The organism is Aeromonas sp. SE22 (assembly GCF_038739755.1).
In the GTDB taxonomy this organism is placed as follows: Bacteria; Pseudomonadota; Gammaproteobacteria; order Enterobacterales; family Aeromonadaceae; genus Aeromonas; species Aeromonas jandaei.
Map to the genome: position 1 here is coordinate 36,479 of NZ_JBCGFD010000006.1, position 16,738 is coordinate 53,216.

At 61.6% G+C, this 16,738-nt stretch carries 19 protein-coding genes; 5 read left to right on the plus strand and 14 right to left on the minus strand.

From position 1 onward, the window contains the following. Nucleotides 1-17 precede the first annotated feature (17 nt). The 3 genes from AAHA39_RS11685 to AAHA39_RS11695 are packed head-to-tail and all read right to left on the minus strand — an operon-like array spanning nt 18 to nt 2,380. Nucleotides 18-1,367 carry a sensor histidine kinase gene (locus tag AAHA39_RS11685; protein ID WP_320655699.1) on the minus strand — a complete coding sequence of 450 codons (1,350 nt, stop codon included), beginning with the start codon at nt 1,365-1,367 and terminating at the stop codon, nt 18-20. Beyond that, a complete protein-coding gene (locus AAHA39_RS11690) occupies nt 1,364-2,020 on the minus strand; it encodes a response regulator transcription factor (RefSeq protein ID WP_005339826.1) in 657 nt (218 codons plus the stop codon). Before AAHA39_RS11690 ends, AAHA39_RS11685 begins: the two co-directional genes overlap by 4 nt. Before the next feature lie 21 nt (nt 2,021-2,041). Continuing rightward, nucleotides 2,042-2,380: a PepSY domain-containing protein gene (locus AAHA39_RS11695; RefSeq protein WP_033114843.1), complete on the minus strand. Its 339-nt coding sequence runs from the start codon at nt 2,378-2,380 to the stop codon at nt 2,042-2,044. A 63-nt stretch (nt 2,381-2,443) separates the two neighbouring features. Between AAHA39_RS11695 and AAHA39_RS11700 the strand changes: the two genes are divergently transcribed. Beyond that, on the plus strand, nt 2,444-2,692 hold the full coding sequence (locus AAHA39_RS11700) for a PepSY domain-containing protein (RefSeq protein WP_041209565.1): 249 nt from the start codon (nt 2,444-2,446) through the stop codon (nt 2,690-2,692). Here AAHA39_RS11700 and AAHA39_RS11705 read toward each other — a convergent pair. Both AAHA39_RS11705 and msrP read right to left on the minus strand, forming a co-directional pair. Next, the gene (locus AAHA39_RS11705) at nt 2,689-3,315 is read right to left on the minus strand and encodes a protein-methionine-sulfoxide reductase heme-binding subunit MsrQ (RefSeq protein ID WP_320655700.1); all 627 of its coding nucleotides are present in this window, start codon (nt 3,313-3,315) and stop codon (nt 2,689-2,691) included. The genes AAHA39_RS11700 and AAHA39_RS11705 overlap by 4 nt on opposite strands. Then, a complete protein-coding gene (gene msrP, locus AAHA39_RS11710) occupies nt 3,306-4,310 on the minus strand; it encodes a protein-methionine-sulfoxide reductase catalytic subunit MsrP (protein WP_320655701.1) in 1,005 nt (334 codons plus the stop codon). Before msrP ends, AAHA39_RS11705 begins: the two co-directional genes overlap by 10 nt. A 369-nt stretch (nt 4,311-4,679) precedes the next feature. Between msrP and AAHA39_RS11715 the strand changes: the two genes are divergently transcribed. Further along, the gene (locus AAHA39_RS11715; protein ID WP_041209562.1) at nt 4,680-5,162 is read left to right on the plus strand and encodes a DUF1097 domain-containing protein; all 483 of its coding nucleotides are present in this window, start codon (nt 4,680-4,682) and stop codon (nt 5,160-5,162) included. Between the two features lie 51 nt (nt 5,163-5,213). Here the strand turns inward: AAHA39_RS11715 and AAHA39_RS11720 are convergent, their stop codons facing one another. From AAHA39_RS11720 to cydH, 4 genes are all read right to left on the minus strand, one after another. Next, the gene (locus tag AAHA39_RS11720) at nt 5,214-6,494 is read right to left on the minus strand and encodes a sigma 54-interacting transcriptional regulator (RefSeq protein WP_043850754.1); all 1,281 of its coding nucleotides are present in this window, start codon (nt 6,492-6,494) and stop codon (nt 5,214-5,216) included. Then, nucleotides 6,491-7,018 carry a hypothetical protein gene (locus AAHA39_RS11725; protein ID WP_370689172.1) on the minus strand — a complete coding sequence of 176 codons (528 nt, stop codon included), beginning with the start codon at nt 7,016-7,018 and terminating at the stop codon, nt 6,491-6,493. The genes AAHA39_RS11720 and AAHA39_RS11725 overlap by 4 nt, the downstream gene beginning before the upstream one ends. After that, nucleotides 7,015-8,415, minus strand: coding sequence for a sensor histidine kinase (locus AAHA39_RS11730; RefSeq protein ID WP_320655702.1), 1,401 nt, complete (start codon nt 8,413-8,415; stop codon nt 7,015-7,017). The genes AAHA39_RS11725 and AAHA39_RS11730 overlap by 4 nt, the downstream gene beginning before the upstream one ends. Before the next feature lie 103 nt (nt 8,416-8,518). After that, entirely contained in the window at nt 8,519-8,611 is a 93-nt protein-coding gene (gene cydH, locus AAHA39_RS11735) for a cytochrome bd-I oxidase subunit CydH (RefSeq protein WP_005341891.1), read from the minus strand. Nucleotides 8,612-8,735: 124 nt separating this feature from the next. Here cydH and AAHA39_RS11740 point away from each other — a divergent pair, with 124 nt between their 5' ends. Further along, nucleotides 8,736-9,296, plus strand: coding sequence for a 2-amino-4-hydroxy-6-hydroxymethyldihydropteridine diphosphokinase (locus AAHA39_RS11740; RefSeq protein WP_320655703.1), 561 nt, complete (start codon nt 8,736-8,738; stop codon nt 9,294-9,296). On the opposite strand, the gene AAHA39_RS11745 is transcribed toward AAHA39_RS11740, so the two are convergent. Both AAHA39_RS11745 and AAHA39_RS11750 read right to left on the minus strand, forming a co-directional pair. Continuing rightward, nucleotides 9,222-9,926 (minus strand): SDR family oxidoreductase, encoded by a 705-nt coding sequence (locus AAHA39_RS11745; protein ID WP_320655704.1) that lies wholly within the window; start codon nt 9,924-9,926, stop codon nt 9,222-9,224. The two genes, AAHA39_RS11740 and AAHA39_RS11745, sit on opposite strands and share 75 nt — an antisense overlap. Before the next feature lie 91 nt (nt 9,927-10,017). Further along, the gene (locus AAHA39_RS11750) at nt 10,018-10,554 is read right to left on the minus strand and encodes a DUF2301 domain-containing membrane protein (RefSeq protein ID WP_320655705.1); all 537 of its coding nucleotides are present in this window, start codon (nt 10,552-10,554) and stop codon (nt 10,018-10,020) included. A gap of 86 nt (nt 10,555-10,640) precedes the next feature. On the opposite strand from AAHA39_RS11750, the gene AAHA39_RS11755 reads away from it, so the two are divergent. Beyond that, nucleotides 10,641-11,417 carry a substrate-binding periplasmic protein gene (locus AAHA39_RS11755; RefSeq protein ID WP_320655706.1) on the plus strand — a complete coding sequence of 259 codons (777 nt, stop codon included), beginning with the start codon at nt 10,641-10,643 and terminating at the stop codon, nt 11,415-11,417. 8 nt (nt 11,418-11,425) lie between these two features. Here the strand turns inward: AAHA39_RS11755 and asnC are convergent, their stop codons facing one another. Continuing rightward, nucleotides 11,426-11,887 (minus strand): transcriptional regulator AsnC, encoded by a 462-nt coding sequence (gene asnC / locus AAHA39_RS11760; protein ID WP_005339783.1) that lies wholly within the window; start codon nt 11,885-11,887, stop codon nt 11,426-11,428. Nucleotides 11,888-12,041: 154 nt separating this feature from the next. Here asnC and asnA point away from each other — a divergent pair, with 154 nt between their 5' ends. Next, nucleotides 12,042-13,034, plus strand: a complete 993-nt coding sequence (asnA, locus tag AAHA39_RS11765) for an aspartate--ammonia ligase (RefSeq protein ID WP_320655707.1) — start codon at nt 12,042-12,044, stop codon at nt 13,032-13,034. A gap of 210 nt (nt 13,035-13,244) precedes the next feature. On the opposite strand, the gene AAHA39_RS11770 is transcribed toward asnA, so the two are convergent. Both AAHA39_RS11770 and clpB read right to left on the minus strand, forming a co-directional pair. Further along, nucleotides 13,245-14,069 (minus strand): MBL fold metallo-hydrolase, encoded by an 825-nt coding sequence (locus AAHA39_RS11770; RefSeq protein ID WP_320655708.1) that lies wholly within the window; start codon nt 14,067-14,069, stop codon nt 13,245-13,247. A gap of 60 nt (nt 14,070-14,129) precedes the next feature. Then, on the minus strand, nt 14,130-16,703 hold the full coding sequence (clpB, locus tag AAHA39_RS11775) for an ATP-dependent chaperone ClpB (protein WP_279009319.1): 2,574 nt from the start codon (nt 16,701-16,703) through the stop codon (nt 14,130-14,132). Nucleotides 16,704-16,738: the final 35 nt, after the last annotated feature.

Here is a 16,738-nt window from a genome sequence, read left to right on the forward strand (position 1 = left end):
GGTGCCATATCTTATGCCTAGCTCTCCACTCTTGCCACCTTGGGCAGCGAGAGTGAAGCAGCCAGCCCGCCCAGTTCGGCGCGCCCCATGATGAAGCTGCCGCGGTAGGCTTCCGCCAGATCGGAGACGATGTTGAGGCCAAGGCCCGAGCCCGGCACCTTCTCGTCGAGCCGCACCCCGCGCAGCACCGCCTTGGCGATCTGATCCTCGCTCATACCGGGGCCGTCATCCTCGATGCGCAAGGTGATCCAGCCCCCCAGCTCGGCGCTGGAGATGCGCAGCTCGCTGGCAGACCACTTGAAGGCGTTCTCCAGCAGGTTGCCCACCATCTCGTCGAAGTCCTGCTCCTCCACCCCGACCGCCAGTTCGGCCGGCACCTGCAAGTCCACCGTCTTGCCCGGATAGAGGCGGGAGAAGGCGCGGCAGATGTACTCCACCCGTGCCCGTACCGGGGTCGAGACACCGAGGATCTTGGCGGCGCCGGTCACCCGCGCCTTGCCGAGGTGGTAATCGATATGGCGCTGGATCTGGTCGAGCTGCTCGCTGATGGCGGCCTGATCCTCGGGCGAGAGCTGGGCCACCTGATTGCGCATGATGCTGAGCGGCGTCTTGAGGGCGTGGGCCAGATTGCCGGTGTGGGAGCGCGCCCGCTGCAACAGCTCGCCGTAGTGGTGCAGCAGCCGGTTGATATCCTCCACCAGCGGCTGGATCTCCAGCGGATAGCGCAGCCGGAACCCCTCCTGATGGCCCTGATGAACCCGCCCCAGCTCCCGCCGCAACAGGTTTAAGGGGCGCAGACCGTAGACAATCTGGAACATGAAGCCCAGCACCAGACCGGTCGCGGCAAAGCCGAGGCCGAGGAACAGGCTGATGCGGGTCTTGTTGAGGGTCTGGGTCAGGGCGCTGCTGTCTTTCGCCATCACCAGGGTAAACAGCCGATCCGAACCGGGCAGCAGCACGGCGCGGGTCATGATCAGCAGCGGCTCCTTGTTGGGCCCCTTGCCAAAGAAGAGGTCGGGGTCGCCAAAGGCGGACTTGAGGCCGCGGCTCTCCAGATGGGTGTCCCACAGGGAGCGGGAGCGCCCCACTACCTTGTGATCCAGCTCCAGCTGCCAGTAGTAGCCGGAGTAGGGCTGGCTGAAACGGGGATCTGACATCGGCTCGGTGACCACCGGCAAGCCGGTTTTCGCCACTTCCAGCCGGGAGAGCAGATCATAGAGCTGCAACCGCAGACCGTCGGCTTCCGCCTCCTGCCAGTAGTTGCGCATCATGGTCTGCAGGCTGAAGCCGGTGGCGAACAGAAACAGCCCGCACCACACCAGCGCGATGGCGAGCAGTCGCCCCCGCAGGGTTCTCACCAGTCTCATTCGTTGATCCGGTACCCGAGGCCGCGCACTGTCTCAATCAGATCGGGGTTGGTCTTCTTGCGGATCCGGCCGATGAACACCTCGACGGTGTTGGAGTCGCGGTCAAAATCCTGGGCGTAGATGTGGTCGATCAGCTCGCTGCGCGACACCACCTTGCCCCGGTGCTGCATCAGATAACCGAGCACCCGGAACTCGTGGGCGGTCAGCTTGATGGGGGTCCCTTCGTACCACACCTGCGACGCCGCCATATCGAGGCGCACCCCACCGATCTCCAGAATGGAGCTGGCGTTGCCCGCCGCCCGGCGCACCAGCGCATGCACCCGCGCAACCAGCTCGGCCACCTGGAACGGCTTGGTGAGGTAGTCGTCGGCACCGGCGTTGAGCCCCTCGATCTTCTCGTGCAACTGGCCACGGGCGGTCAGCACCAGCACCGGGGTATCGATCCCCTTGCTGCGCCACTCCTTCAGCACGCTCAGGCCATCGCGCCCCGGCAGACCGAGGTCGAGAATGATGGCGTCGTAGGGCTCGGTCTCGCCGAGAAAACCGGCCTCGTTGCCATCGTGGCAGAGGTCGGTGACAAAGCCGGAGAGGCGCAGCTGTTCAGCCAGCTGGCCGGCCAGAATTTTTTCGTCTTCAACAATCAGAATTCGCATGAACAGGCTTCCACAAAGAGGTTACTCATCATCCTCGACCGGGGGCTTGGGTGGCTCGAACAGCCGCTCCAGATGGTGGCCCTTGGCCCACACCATCTCCAGGTTGTCGGCCCGATAGGCCACCTTGAGCACGCTGTTCTCCCGATCGATCACGCGCAGTTCATAGAGCCAGATACCATCCTCTTCCCCCAGATCGACCCGCAACACCCGCACCGGCAATCTGGATGCCACCTCCATCATTTCGTGGAAGGGCCGAACCCGTCCCTCATGGACAGCTTGCTGCAACAGGGCTTCGTCAGGCGTCAGCGCCTGCGCCAGCACTGGCAACAACAACCCGATCAGAGGGAGCGCTCTATTCATGGATGATTCATCTCCAAAAACCTAACATAATGGCGTTTATAGTCTGCCAGCCATGAATCCGGAATGAATATGATCCCGCGCAGTTTCCTGCTGATCCTCTGCCTGCTGAGTGCCTCAAGCTGGGCTGCCCAGAGCCGCCTCGACATGGCCGGGCTGGTCAAACTGTTGCTGGCGCAAGGGTACCACGACATTCGCGAAGTGGAGCTGGAAGGGGACAAATTCGAGGTCAAAACCCTCGACCGCCAGAATGAAAAGGTACATCTCATCGTCGATGCCTACACTGGCGAGATCAAAAAACAAGAGGCCGATTAGGCCTCTTTTGCTTTCCAGCGCAGCCGCCACGGGCGCAGCAGCTTCTCCCGCCGCGGCCAGAGCAGGGCGCAGGCCAGCAGCAGATAGATGAGCGGCTCCAGCCAACCACTCTTGAGCGACCACCAGTAGTGCACCGGCACCAGCAGGGCCACCGCATAAACCCAGTTGTGCAGCTTCTGCCACGCCGCCCCCATCCGCCGCTGCAACGCCGGCAGCGAGGTGATACCCAGCGCCAGCAACAGCAGCAGCGCCACCATTCCCACCACGATATAGCGGCGCTTGACCAGCTCGCCGCCAATCAGCCCCCAGTCAAACTGCAGATCCAGCCCCAGCCACACCATGAAGTGGAGCAGCGCCCAGACCATGCACCAGAGCCCGAGGGGGCGGCGAAGCTTGATGAGCTGCCCCTGCCGCCAGCGTTTGGCCAGTGGCGAGACCAGCAGGGTGAGCAGCAGCAGGTTGAGCGCCCCCTTGCCGAGGTAGTGGATAAGCTCGGGCACGGGGTCGCCCCCCAGCAGACCGGCCGGCAGGGCGTACCCCAGCCAGAGCAGAAAGCCGAGGGAACCCAGATGCACCAGCGCCCGCAAGCCGCTGATATGTGAGGGTTTCAGTTTCAGTACCATTGGTGCAGATCCATCCCCTGATAGAGCGAGGCGACCTCATCGCCATAGCCGTTGAACATCAGGGTCGGCTGGCGCTTGGCACCGAACAGCCCGCCCTCGCCGATGAACCGCTCGCTAGCCTGGCTCCAGCGCGGGTGATCCACCTGCGGATTGACGTTGGCGTAGAAGCCATATTCGTTGGGGGCGAGCAGATTCCAGGTGGTGGGCGGCATCTCCTCCACCAAGCGGATGGAGACGATGCTCTTGATGCTCTTGAAACCGTACTTCCACGGCACCACCAGCCGGATTGGCGCTCCGTTCTGGGCGGGCAGGGTCTTGCCGTAGAGTCCCATGGCGAGGAAGGAGAGCGGGTGCATCGCCTCGTCGATGCGCAGCCCCTCGACGTAGGGATAGTCGATGCCGCCGCCCAGCGAGGCAGAGGCCTGACCGGGCAGCTGTTTCGGATCGAACAGGGTCTCGAAGGCGACAAACTTGGCGCGGCTGGTCGGTTCGGCACGGCGGATGATCTCGGCCAGCGAGATGCCATTCCAGGGCAGCACCATCGACCAGGCTTCGACGCAGCGCAGCCGGTAGATCCGCTCCTCCAACTCGGTTTTGTTGATGAGATCCCACACATCGAGAGTGAAGGGTTTGGCGACCTCCCCCTCCACCTTCAACGTCCAGGGTTCCGGTTTGAGGTAATGAGCGTTGCGGGCCGGATCCGTCTTGTCGGTACCCAGCTCGTAGAAGTTGTTGTAACTGGTCGCCTTCTCTTCCGGTGTCAGCACCAGACCGGCTGGCCGGGTGGCCTGCTTGCTGTTGAGCGGCTTGGTGGGTAGCTGGGGCGCATCCTCTTTACCGCGTAGCAGGTCGAACACACCGGCCTGAGTGGGAAACGCCAGGGTGGCGGCGCCCAGACCCAGTCCCTTGAGAATGAGACGGCGATCCTGATAGACGGCTTCCGGGGTGACATCCTGTTCGGTGAGATGATGGGGGGCACGACGTTTGATCAACATGAAAAACTCCCGGGGCAGTTAGAGGCGACAGAGATAAGACCCGCCCCGGCAGATTTTTATTTCACACCGGATTACATCAGGTGGTACAGGGGCAGCGCCTTGGCCATGGTTCCGACCAGAAACAGCACTACGAATACCAGCAGGGGAACGATCACATTTGGCACCATCAGACTCACTCCATGAGCAGGACAGGGCCTCTAACTATGGTCGAGGGTTTGGCCGGTCACCAATGAATTTTTTTCGCGAGCGCAAGCGTATTCCTGAGTTGAAAAAGGTGATGGAGATCACACACAATTCCGCCCCCGCTTGCCGCCCCGATTGCCAGGGGTAGGCTGCCCGTTTTCGTGAAGCCAACTGAAGAGTCACGCCATGAGCCCACTGATCGCCATCGCTATCACCACAGGTATTCTCTCCGCCGTATGGGGCTGGCTGGCCGTCGCGCTAGGCCTGCTCTCCTGGGTCGGCTTCCTCGGCTGCACCAGCTATTTCGCCTCCAGCGGCGGCTATAAGGCGCTGCTGCAGACCATCTTCTGCAACGCCAGCGGCATGCTGTGGGCGCTGCTGCTGATCCATGGCGGTGACCTGTGGGGGGCCGGCGTGGCGGGTTATGTGATGACGGGCGTAGTGGCGACCCTGATGTGCGTGCAGGCCAAGCAGCAGTGGCTCGGCTATATTCCCGGCACCTTCGCCGGCTGCTGCGCCACCTTCGGGGCGGCGGGTGAGTGGCGGCTGGTGCTGCCCTCGCTGGTGATAGGTGCCCTGTTCGGTTATCTGATGAAGGCGAGCGGACTCTGGCTCTCCCAAAAGACCCTGAAGCCCCGCAACGCGGATGGCGTCACCGACCCAGCCTGAGCGATATCCACGGCGAAGCGGCCCTCCCATTCAGGGCCGTTTCGCACAGAGTTACCCTTTCGATTTGAAGTTTGCCGCCTCGATGCCGTGCCGGTTCAATAGCTTGTAGAAATCGGTACGATTCCTCCCCGCCATATTGGCTGCCAGAGTCACGTTGCCCTCTGTGGTGCGCAGCAGCCGGATCAGATACTCCTTCTCGAACTCGGCCCGCGCCTCGTTGAACGAGGGGATGCCACCGCCACCACCGCTCAGGGCAGACTCCACCATGGATACCCCGATCACCGGGCTGCAGCAGAGGCTGGCCAGCTGCTCCACCACGTTGCAGAGCTGGCGCACGTTGCCGGGCCAGGCCGCCGCTGCCAGCATCGCCAGCGCCTCGGGTGAAAAGCCCATGGCGGCGCAGTCACTGTTGCGACTGCGGTAGTCATCGAGGGCCTGACGGGCCAGCAGGGGGATATCCTCGCTGCGGGCGCTGAGGGATGGCAGGGTAATATTGGCGACGTTGAGGCGGTAGAAGAGATCTTCGCGAAAGCGCCCCTCCTCCATCGCTCTGACCAGATCCTGATGGCTGGAGCTGAGCACCCGCACCTCCGGCGTACCCTGACCATACTCCTCCATCACCTGCAGCAACTTGGCCTGCAGCGACTCCGACAGGCTGCCGATCTCGTCGAGAAAGAGGGTCGCCCCCTTGGCCTGCTCGAACAGACCGGAGTGACCATCTTCCCCGAACAGCTGCAGGTCGAGGGCTGCCCAGGGAATGGCGGCACAGTTGATGGTATGCAGCGGCCGATCACGCCGCTGGCTCGCCTGATAGAGCGCCTGTGCCATCGCCCCCTTGCCGGAACCGGACGGCCCCATGATCAGCACGGGCACCTCCATGGTGGCGATGCTGTGCGCCTGGATCAGCAACTGCTCCAGCTGGGGATTGCGGGTCAGGATCAACGACTGCCACTCCAGCTGCTGCTTCGGGCGGGTCAGGCTGAGGGCCTGCTCTATGGTGGCCAGCAGCTCATCCTTGTCGATGGGTTTGGTCAGAAAGCTGAATACCCCGGAACGGGTCGCCTGAATGGCATCGGGGATGGTGCCGTGGGCGGTCATGATGATGACCGGCAAGCCGAGCCACTGGGCCTGGATCCGCTCGAACAGCGCCAGCCCGTCCATGCCACCCATGCGCAAGTCACTCAGCACCAGATCGGCGCGCTGCTGCCGCAAACGGTCGAGCGCCCCCTCCGCACTGTCGGCGGTATCCACTTCATAACCCTGACTGCGCAAGCGCATGCTCATCAGTTTGAGCAGGCTGACGTCGTCATCCACCAGCAGGATCCGGCTCATGGTACTACCTCGCGATGTTCATTCAGCTTGCGCTGGTTGAGCTGCTCGTCGATGGCCGAGAGCTGCTCGATCTGGCGGCGCAGCTTCTGGATCTCCTGACTCTGGTCATCGCGCCGGCTATCGCGGGCCAGCAGCTCCTCGCCAAGGGCGATCCAGCTGCGCAAAAACGCCTGAGCGTCGAGCCCCAGCTCCGGCAGCATCTTCTTCAGGCGCGCCAGGCCGGCGCGGCGAGTGGCGACTGCCTCGGCGGGGTGGGAATCGACCATCGCCAGACTGACCCGGCTCTCGAGATCGTCAGCCCCCTTGAGGCGCTGCCGCTCCTGCACCCGCTGCTGGGGATGGCTGGCCAGCAACCAGTCGGAGTATTGCAGGCGCACCTGCATCTCCTTGTTGGCAAACTCCATTCGCTTGGCAAAAGCGATATCGGAGGACTCCTGCCGTGCCTGCGGCGGCAGCCAGGAGCAACCCGCGAGCAGCCCGGCTAGCAGGGCTGGAAATACGCGCTGTATTTTCATAGACCTCATTTCAACGTCAACCTGAAGCAGACATCTGCCTGTTCATCCTTCACCAGAACCAACTCCCCTCCCAGGCTGGAGGCAGACTCGCGAGCGATGGAAAGCCCCATGCCAGAGCCTTTCAGGACACCTTGCCGCACTGTGCTGCCCTGCTCGAAGGGTTCAAAAATGCGCTGCCGATCTGCCTCGGGGATCTCGGGCCCCTCATTGGCAACCTCCAACCAGCTCGCCTGCTCCTCTGCTCCGGCGCGGATCCAGATATTGCCACCCTGGGCACCATAACTGACGGCGTTGGAGAAGAGGTTATCGAGGATCAACCTCAACCGGTAGGGCTCTGCCCACAAGGTAACCGGTTCGGTCGGCAAGTGTACACGGATCTGCTTGGACTCCAATGCCAGCCGATACTCGGCAGAAAGTTCTGCCAGCATGGGCAACAGGGGAACCGGCTCCAGTTCGAACGTCTCCTGCTGGGTGAGTCGGTTGAAATCGAGCAGCCGCTCGATAAGGGTCTGCAAGCGGCGACTGTTCTCATCCAGCATCTGGCAGATCTCCAGCTGATCCGGTGTCAAAGGCCCGACCAGCTGCTCGCAGAGCAGATCCGAACCCTCGCGCAACACCGCCAGCGGGGTCTTCAGCTCGTGGGAAACATGGCGCAGGAACTGGTATTTTTGCAGCTCCAGCTCCTTGAGTTTGTCGTGCAACCAGAGGATCCGCTCCCCCAGCAACACCAGTTCGGCGGGGCCATCCACCGGCTGCGGATCCGGCTCGACCCCCGCGCCCAAGCTCAAGATACGCGACTCAATTTGTCGTACCGGATGGGTGATCAGGTAGGTGAAGATAAAGACCAGCAGCAGGCTGATCACCGCCACCACCGCGCTGACCCACCAGAGCTCTTTGGTCAGGGCATCAATGGCCAGACGCACCCGATCCATCTGCTCGTCAACCCGGCTGCGGGTACCCACCTCCAGCTGCTGACTCAAGCGATTGAACTGGTCGAGGATGTCACCCGCCACCGCTTTTTTGGCCTGCGCCCCCTCCTGCAACGAGCCAAATTGCGCGAGCAGCTCATCAAGGCCACCATAGAGCTGAGGGTCGGAGAGGGAGTTGCGATGCTCCGCCAGCAGGCGGTGATACCCCTCAAGCTGCAGCCGGTAGCTGGCCAGACTGCGGCTGTCCCCCAGCACCGCAAAGCGGCGCAGGGTGCGCTCGATATCGATGGCTTGTGCAGTAAGCAGGGTGGCACGGCGGGTATCCTTGACCGCCCGCTCCATCTCGTCGCTGGTGAGCTGGCTCAGGTGGGTCAGGGCATTGGTGTTGTGCCAGATCATCCCACCGAGCGGCATCAGCACCAGCACAAACCCTATCAATACCACCTGCAGCAGGGAGCGTGGGCGAACCTTGGTCATCGTCTCTTCTCTTGCGTTCTCACCGGTGCGCCAGCATAGCCCTCAGCGCCCAAAAAACAAAACCGGCCAACAGGCCGGTTCGGATTATCTGGATTGTGGTGACTCACGCCAAAGCGACAGAAGCCAGACAGATGGTCAGGATCATCGCCAGCGCGCCCGAGGCGGTCAACAGCGCCCATTTCAGCTCAACACTCATGCAAACCTCCTTTCTGCCAATCAGTGCCGGATCACAATAGATAAGACAATGTTACGCCATAGTTAATCCGATAACCGTGAGCTGCGTATACATTTCAGATGAGCCCCAACCAAGGATGGTGAACATGTTCTATCTGTGTAGCATTGGTTCCAATCTTGACCCAAATAGCCATGTCACCAAGGTGCTGGAGGAGCTGCTCAGCCGTTTTGGCCGTCTGCAAACCAGCTCGGTGATCAGCACCAAGCCGGTGGGGATGCACTCCAGCCATGACTTTCTCAACTGTCTGCTGATCCTGGAGAGCGAACTGGATGCCTCCGCCCTGAAACAGACCTTTGTGGCCATGGAAGTGGGTCATGGCCGCGACCGCAGCGATCCCCTCTGCAAGGTGCACGACCGCCCGCTCGACATCGACATTCTCGCCAGCAACCCGCACGGCGACTTTGCTGCTGAGCAGGTCGACTCCTACCTCATCGAGCTGCTGGCCGAACTCTACGGACGCGGCGAGGTGCACGATCCCAAGGTTGCGCTGGAGCTGCATCTGCCCGCCGGCTCGGGTAAAACCGTACATATCCAGTCGATAGGTCTGGAGCCAACCACGGTTTGCATGCCATCAGAGCACGGCCAGAGCGCGCCCCCCATCCACCTTGATGCTGGCCCCGGTCATATAGCTGTTCGCCATCAGTAACTGCACCGCCTGCCAGATAGGCTCCAACCCTCCCTCCCGCGCCAGCGGCGTTTTCGCCAACACCTGCTGGCGCCACGCCTCGTCATGCTCGTCGAGAAACAGGATTGGGCCCGGCTCTATGGTGTTAACCCGGATTGCCGGGGCCAGCTCGCGAGCAAAGCTCATGGCCAGCGAATGGGCTCCCGCCTTGGTGGCCACATAGCTGGCAAAACGCGGGGCTGGGGCGTGGATGTAGATATCGGTGATGTGGATGATGCTGGCGTTGGCGTTGCTCGCCAGTTGCGGCGCCAGCGCCCGATTGAGCTGGAAGGGGGCCGCCATGTGCACCCGGTAGAACTGATCAAACTGGGCCAGCTGCGCCGCGGACTCGGCCGCCTGCGACTCGAACGCCGAGGCGTTGTGGATCACCAGCGCCAGATCCTGATGGGATGCCAGCACGTCGATCAATTTGCCCACCTGCTCTTCAATTGCCAGATCGGCCTGCACCAGCTCGACACCCAGCGCCGCCAGTCTGGCCAGCTCCGGCCGCTCGCTGCGATAGCTGCCGGTCACCTGCCAGCCCGCAGCCACCAGCTGCTCGCACAGATAAAACCCTAGCCGACGGCCACAACCGGTTACCAATGCACGCATAAGACCTCCCTCTCCTTTCATCCTCATCCATGAGTTGCGCCGTTAACGCAGTATCAGCCGAGTCGCACCGACGCCACTTCCGGTAACAGAACTAGATCTGGTAACGCCTCTTGTCACCAATATCAAAATGGAGGGGCATCCGCCACTTGGCCAGCGCCAGCAGGGTGAGCAGAGCCCCGCTCACCAGTGCAACCAGAGCAGCGGCCCATGCCACTTGCAACCACTCCAGCAACCACAACAACGGCAGCAGCAATGGCACCAGCTTGATCCCGGGGATCGCAAAACAGAACTGCTCCTTGAAGGCCAGCCCGGACAGGGTGACCAGGGCGGCCCCCAGCACCAGTGCATCCGGTGCTCCGATGGACAGCAAGGCCAGTGCGGCCCATCCAGACCCCTGAAGTATCAGCCGAATCCGTTTGTCATAGATGTGCAGCGAAAAGGCGCAGATAGCGCTTGCCAGCGCCAGCAACATCAACCATTGTGCCGGTGGCAGCAGGTCACCATGACTCAGCAAGGCCGCACCGAGACAGAGTAGCAACAGCGCCGCACCGCTCAAGCCAAGGCGATACAGGAGGACGGTCAATTTGTCTATCCCGTCCAGCGGGCTCTCGATTTCAGGATTTGCCATAACGAATCCCCCCTTACTTATGATGCACAACCCAATATACTGGGGCCCGACGATGCAATAGGCATAATGGATTCAGGAGAGGTAGTTTGCGTGTGATCCAGCGATTGTGGCTACTCTTTCCACTCTTGTTTCCGCTCGTCCTATCCGCCAAAGAGCTTGTTCTCTGTGGCATCCCCGAGCCTATCTTCAAGTATCTTGATGCAGACAAACAGCCCCGCGGCATCGATATCGACATCGTCACCGCCATCTTTGGCAAGCTGGGGATCCCTGTCCGAATCGAACTGATCGACTCCGGCGCCCGCCTCACCCGCAATGCCGAAACCGGTCTCTGCGATATGGTACTGACCCACTCCTACAATACCGCACGCGAGCGCTATCTCCTCTACCCCCAGCAGGCCCACGTTCGCCACAGCTGGCACTTCTTTGTACGCAAGGCAGACCTGCTGAAGATCCGTTACGAGACGCTGGCCGACCTCAAACCCTGGCGCATCGGCGTGACCAAAGACTTCTCCTATACCCCCGAGCTCACCGCGGCCATGGCCGATCCAACCTACCACTTTCAGCAAATTCCGATGAATCGGCTGCAACTGCGCAAACTGCTTGCCGGACGAATCGATACCGTGCCCATGCCGCTGGTCGCCGCCTTTGCCCAGATCAGGGAAGAAGGGCTGGAGGGCAAGCTCGACTACCTGCCCAAATCGCTCAAAAGCAGCCCCTACTTCAACACCTGGACTCGCGCCAAAGCGGACAAGAATACCCCGGCCCAGATGGCCGCCTACGATGCCGAACTGCTGCGCATGAAACGGGATGGCCGGCTCAAGGCGCTCTACGACAAGTACGGCATTCCCTATATCGAACCCTGATAAGCCGGTCAGGGCTTCACATCCCGCAGGATCGGATTCTGCAGCGAGATCAGGGTTTCAGTGGACTGGATCTCGTCGATAGTCTGGATCTTGTTGATCAGCACTATCTGCAGCTCATCGATGGAGCGGGTCATCACCTTCATGAAGATGCTGTAGTGGCCGGTGGTGTAGTAAGCCTCCACCACCTCGTCCAGCGCCTGCAGCTTGGCCAGCGCCGAGGGGTAATCCTTGGCACTCTTCAGATTGATCCCGATAAAGCAGCAGACGTCATAGCCCAGCTTCTTGGGGTTAACCTGCACCCGCGTCCCCTCGATGATCCCCGCCTGCTTCATCTTCTCCACCCGCACATGGATGGTGCCCGGGCTGACCGCCAGCTGCTTGGCCAATTCGGCATAAGGAATACGCGCATTCTCCATCAGGGCGGTGAGGATGGCCTGATCGAGATTATCGATCCGGTAATTTTCCGGCATTTTTTTGCCCTCCCGTTAGCGATACATCATTAAAAACACCATTATTTTGAAGAAAAAAACACACAAAGCCTATTTCTATTATCGAATATTGAATTTAGTTGGCGATCCGTTGAAGAATCACCACATCCAACGAGATTTGAAACAGGAATTCAGCATGAAACAGCACTACATTCGCAGCCAACAGCAGATCAGCTTCGTCAAAGAGATGTTCTCCCGCCAACTCGCCCAGCAACTGGGTCTGATGGAGGTACAAGCCCCCATCCTGAGCCGGGTCGGTGATGGCACTCAGGACAACCTCTCTGGCCACGAGAATGCGGTGCAAGTCAAGGTGAAGACCCTGCCTGAGCACAGCTACGAAGTGGTGCACTCACTGGCCAAATGGAAGCGCCAGACCCTGGGTCGCTTCGGCTTCGGCCCGGGTGAAGGGATCTACACCCACATGAAGGCGCTGCGCCCGGATGAAGACAAGCTCACCCCCATCCACTCCGTCTATGTGGATCAGTGGGACTGGGAGAAGGTGATGCCGAGCGAGCGCCGCGATCTCGCCTATCTGCAGGAAACCGTGCGCGGCATCTGGGCTGCCATCAAGGCCACCGAGCGCGCAGTCTGCGCCGAACATGAGCTGACCCCCTTCCTGCCGGCCGAGATCCAGTTCCTGCACAGCGAAGAGCTGCTGGCCTGCTACCCGGATCTCGATGCCAAGGGGCGTGAGCGGGCCATCGCCAAGGAGCTGGGTGCCGTATTCCTGATCGGCATCGGTGGTGCCCTCTCCCACGGTGAGCGCCACGATGTACGCGCCCCGGACTATGACGACTGGAGCAGCCACAGCGAGCTGGGTCTGGCAGGTCTGAACGGCGACATTCTGGTGTGGAACCCGGTACTGCAAGACAGCTTCGAGATCTCCTCCATGGGGATCCGGGTCGATGCCGAGGCGCTGCGCCGCCAGCTCGCCATCACAGGTGACGAGGATCGCCTGCAGTACGACTGGCATCAGGATCTGCTGGCAGCACGGATGCCGCAAACCATCGGTGGCGGTATCGGCCAATCCCGTCTGGCCATGCTGTTGCTGCAAAAAGAGCATATTGGTCAGGTCCAGGTCGGCGTCTGGCCAGCCGAGATGAAAGCCGCCGTGCAAGGCATGCTGTAACGAATGAAGGCCATGCCGGCGCCATCGCAGCCGGCATGGCAACAGGCAGGTGGCCGTCGGGGTTGAGCGAGCGCATCCCCGGCAGGCTGTAAGAAGCGAGGCCAGCTGTGGCCACGCTTCGCAATCGGGGGCTTGCCCCTGCGACCCGCTCAACCCACGTCAGGTCGCTTCACTACATTCCTCCCGGCAATCTTCGGATTGCCGTTTTTTTTACGCCGAAAACAGGTGCTCAAAACCCGCCCCGATCTGGCGCTGGCGCGGCAACCCCGCCTTTCTGCTGCCGGTACAGTGGCAGGCAAACAACTGCTCTACCGCCTCTCCCTGCAGATAGGTGCCGAGCGCCGCCGCCCGCTGTGGGCCGGAGAACTTCAGGTGCAGGCCGCCGATGACGGCGTGGATCCGCTCGTCGCCACACACCTCCTTGGCCCGTTCGATGATGTTTTCGACCCCAGCATGACCGCAGCCGATAAAGACGATAAGCCCCTGCTCGCTCTTGTAGGCCAGCGCCGAGTCGTCGCTGATAAGGTCTTTCTCCACCCGCCCACCCCGCACTATGTAGCCAAGCAGCGAAGGCACAGCCCGGTCACGCCGCATGATGCTACTGAGAAACACCAGACGATCCGAGAGCCACACCGGCTCGGCCGAGCAATGGGGGAGCAAACCTCTGGCCGGCAGCGACTCCCGAGCCAGCTCCCCCGACAGGCGATAGAGGTTGCGCCGCCAGAAGGGAAGCGACAAGAAATAGCCCCGCTCGCAGAACACATCCGGACAGGCGATGAGCGGGATGGGTCTTGGATAGACGGGCAGCGAGCCGACCCCACCCACGTGGTCGTAATGACCGTGAGAGAGCACCACATGGGTGAGCGAGGCGAGATCGATCCCCATCACGGCGGCGTTGTGGCACAGCGCCCGGCCACGGCCGCTGTCGAACAGCACCCTGAGGCCGTCACACTCCAGCAGCAGCGCCAACCCCCGTTCGGGCAGACAGCCAGGCAGATGAACGTCGTCATCCACCAGCACGGAAAACTTCAGCATCTCAATCCCTCAGAAAACAAAACGCAGGCACGAGGCCTGCGTTTTCCATCGACAATCCCGTTACTGGGTCATGGTGAGGCCGTTGCTGTCGGCTCCCAGCAGCAGTTTCTTGCCGGGAACGATGCGGCCGGAGAGCAGCGCCTGCGCCAGCGGGTTCTCCACCTTCTGCTGGATTGCCCGCTTGAGGGGTCGTGCCCCGTAGACGGGGTCGAACCCGGCGTGAACCAGCTTGTTGAGCAGCGCTTCGCTCACCTCCACCTCGTAACCCTGAGCCTCGAGACGGCCCATCAGGCTCTTGAGCTGGATGCGGGCGATGGACTTGATGTGCTCCTCGCCGAGCGGATGGAACACCACCGTCTCGTCGATCCGGTTGATAAACTCCGGCCGGAAACTGCGGGTCAGCACATCCATCAGCATGGCCTTCATCTCGTCGTAATCCTTCTCGGAGTGGTGCTCCTGAATCAGATCCGAACCGAGGTTGGAGGTCATGATGACCACGGTGTTGCGAAAATCAACGGTACGACCCTGACCATCGGTCAGGCGGCCATCATCCAGCACCTGCAGCAGGATGTTGAAGACATCGGGATGCGCCTTCTCCACCTCGTCCAGCAGGATCACCGAGTAGGGACGACGGCGTACCGCCTCGGTCAGATAACCGCCCTCTTCATAACCCACGTATCCGGGAGGCGCCCCAACCAGACGGGCCACGCTGTGTTTCTCCATGAACTCGGACATATCGATCCGCACCATGGCATCCTGGGTATCGAACAGGAACTCGGCCAGCGCCTTGCACAGCTCGGTCTTGCCCACCCCGGTGGGCCCCAGGAACAGGAAGGAGCCGATAGGGCGATTCGGATCGGAGAGACCGGCACGGGAGCGACGAATAGCGTTGGAGACCGCATCGACCGCCTCTTCCTGACCAATCACCCGGCTGTGCAGCTGATCTTCCATCCGCAGCAGCTTGTCGCGCTCCCCTTCCAGCATGCGGGCGACCGGAATACCGGTCCAGCGTGCCAGGACGTCTGCAATCTCCACGTCGGTGACCCGGTTGCGCAGCAGACTGGTCTCCTGCATCTCGGCTTGCGTGGCGAGATCCAGCTGTTTCTCCAACTCCGGAATGCGGCCGTACTGCAGCTCGGACATCCGGCCCAGGTCGCCTGCGCGGCGTGCCACATCGAGATCCTGACGGGCCTGCTCCAGCGCAGCCTTGATATGCTGGGTACCGGCGAGGGCGGCTTTCTCGGCCTTCCACACTTCGTCCAGCTCGTTGTATTCCCGATCTTTTTCGCCAATCTCCTGATTGATCAGCTCCAGCCGTTTGCGGCTGGCGTCATCGTCCTCTTTCATCAGCGCCTGCTGCTCCAGCTTGAGCTGGATGATGCGCCGCTCGAGACGATCGAGCGCCTCGGGCTTGGAGTCGATCTGCAGCCGGATGCTGGCCGCCGCCTCGTCGATGAGATCGATGGCTTTGTCCGGCAGCTGGCGATCTGCAATGTAACGGTGCGACAGCTGGGCCGCAGCCACGATGGCGGGGTCGGTGATCTGCACATGGTGGTGCAGCTCGTAACGCTCTTTCAGGCCGCGCAGGATGGCGATGGTATCCTCGACTGTCGGCTCCTCCACCAGCACCTTCTGGAAACGGCGCTCCAGCGCGGCATCCTTCTCGATGAACTGGCGATACTCGTCCAGGGTGGTGGCACCGACGCAGTGCAGCTCGCCCCGCGCCAGCGCAGGCTTGAGCATGTTGCCCGCATCCATGGCCCCTTCGCCCTTGCCGGCGCCGACCATGGTGTGCAGCTCGTCGATAAAGAGGATGACGTTGCCCTCCTCCTTGGCGAGATCGTTCAGCACAGCCTTGAGCCGCTCCTCGAACTCGCCGCGATATTTGGCACCAGCCACCAGCGCCCCCATGTCCAGCGACAGCACCCGCTTGTTCTTGAGCCCTTCCGGCACTTCGCCATTGATGATGCGCTGAGCCAACCCCTCGACGATGGCGGTTTTACCGACACCGGGTGCACCGATCAGCACGGGGTTGTTCTTGGTACGGCGTTGCAGCACCTGAATGGTGCGGCGGATCTCGTCATCCCGGCCGATCACCGGGTCGAGCTTGCCGAGTTCGGCCCGCTCGGTCAGATCGATGGTGTACTTCTCCAGCGCCTGACGGTTCTCCTCGGCGTTGGCATCCTCAACCTTCTTGCCGCCACGCACCTTGTCGATGGCCGCTTCGAGTTTCTCTTTGGTCAGCCCCTGAGCGCGCAACAGCTCGCCCAGCGTCCCCTTCTCGTCGAGGGCCGCCAGAACAAACAGTTCAGAGGAGATGAACTGGTCCTTGCGCTGCTGGGCCAGTTTGTCGCAGACGTTGAGCAGGCGGCCGAGGCCGTTGGAGAGCTGCACATCCCCTTCCACACCGCTGACACGCGGCAGGCGATCCAGCTCCTCGCCGAGGCGGGAGCGCAGGGCATTGATATCCATCCCGGTCAGAGTGAGCAACGGACGGATGGAGCCGCCATCCTGATTGACCAGTGCGGTCATCAGATGAACGGGTTCGATGAATTGGTGGTCACGACCCAGCGCAAGAGACTGGGCATCGGAAATAGCAATCTGGAATTTGCTGGTAAGGCGATCGAGGCGCATTGCACTCCCCCTTCAAACAGGCAGACGCCGCTTGC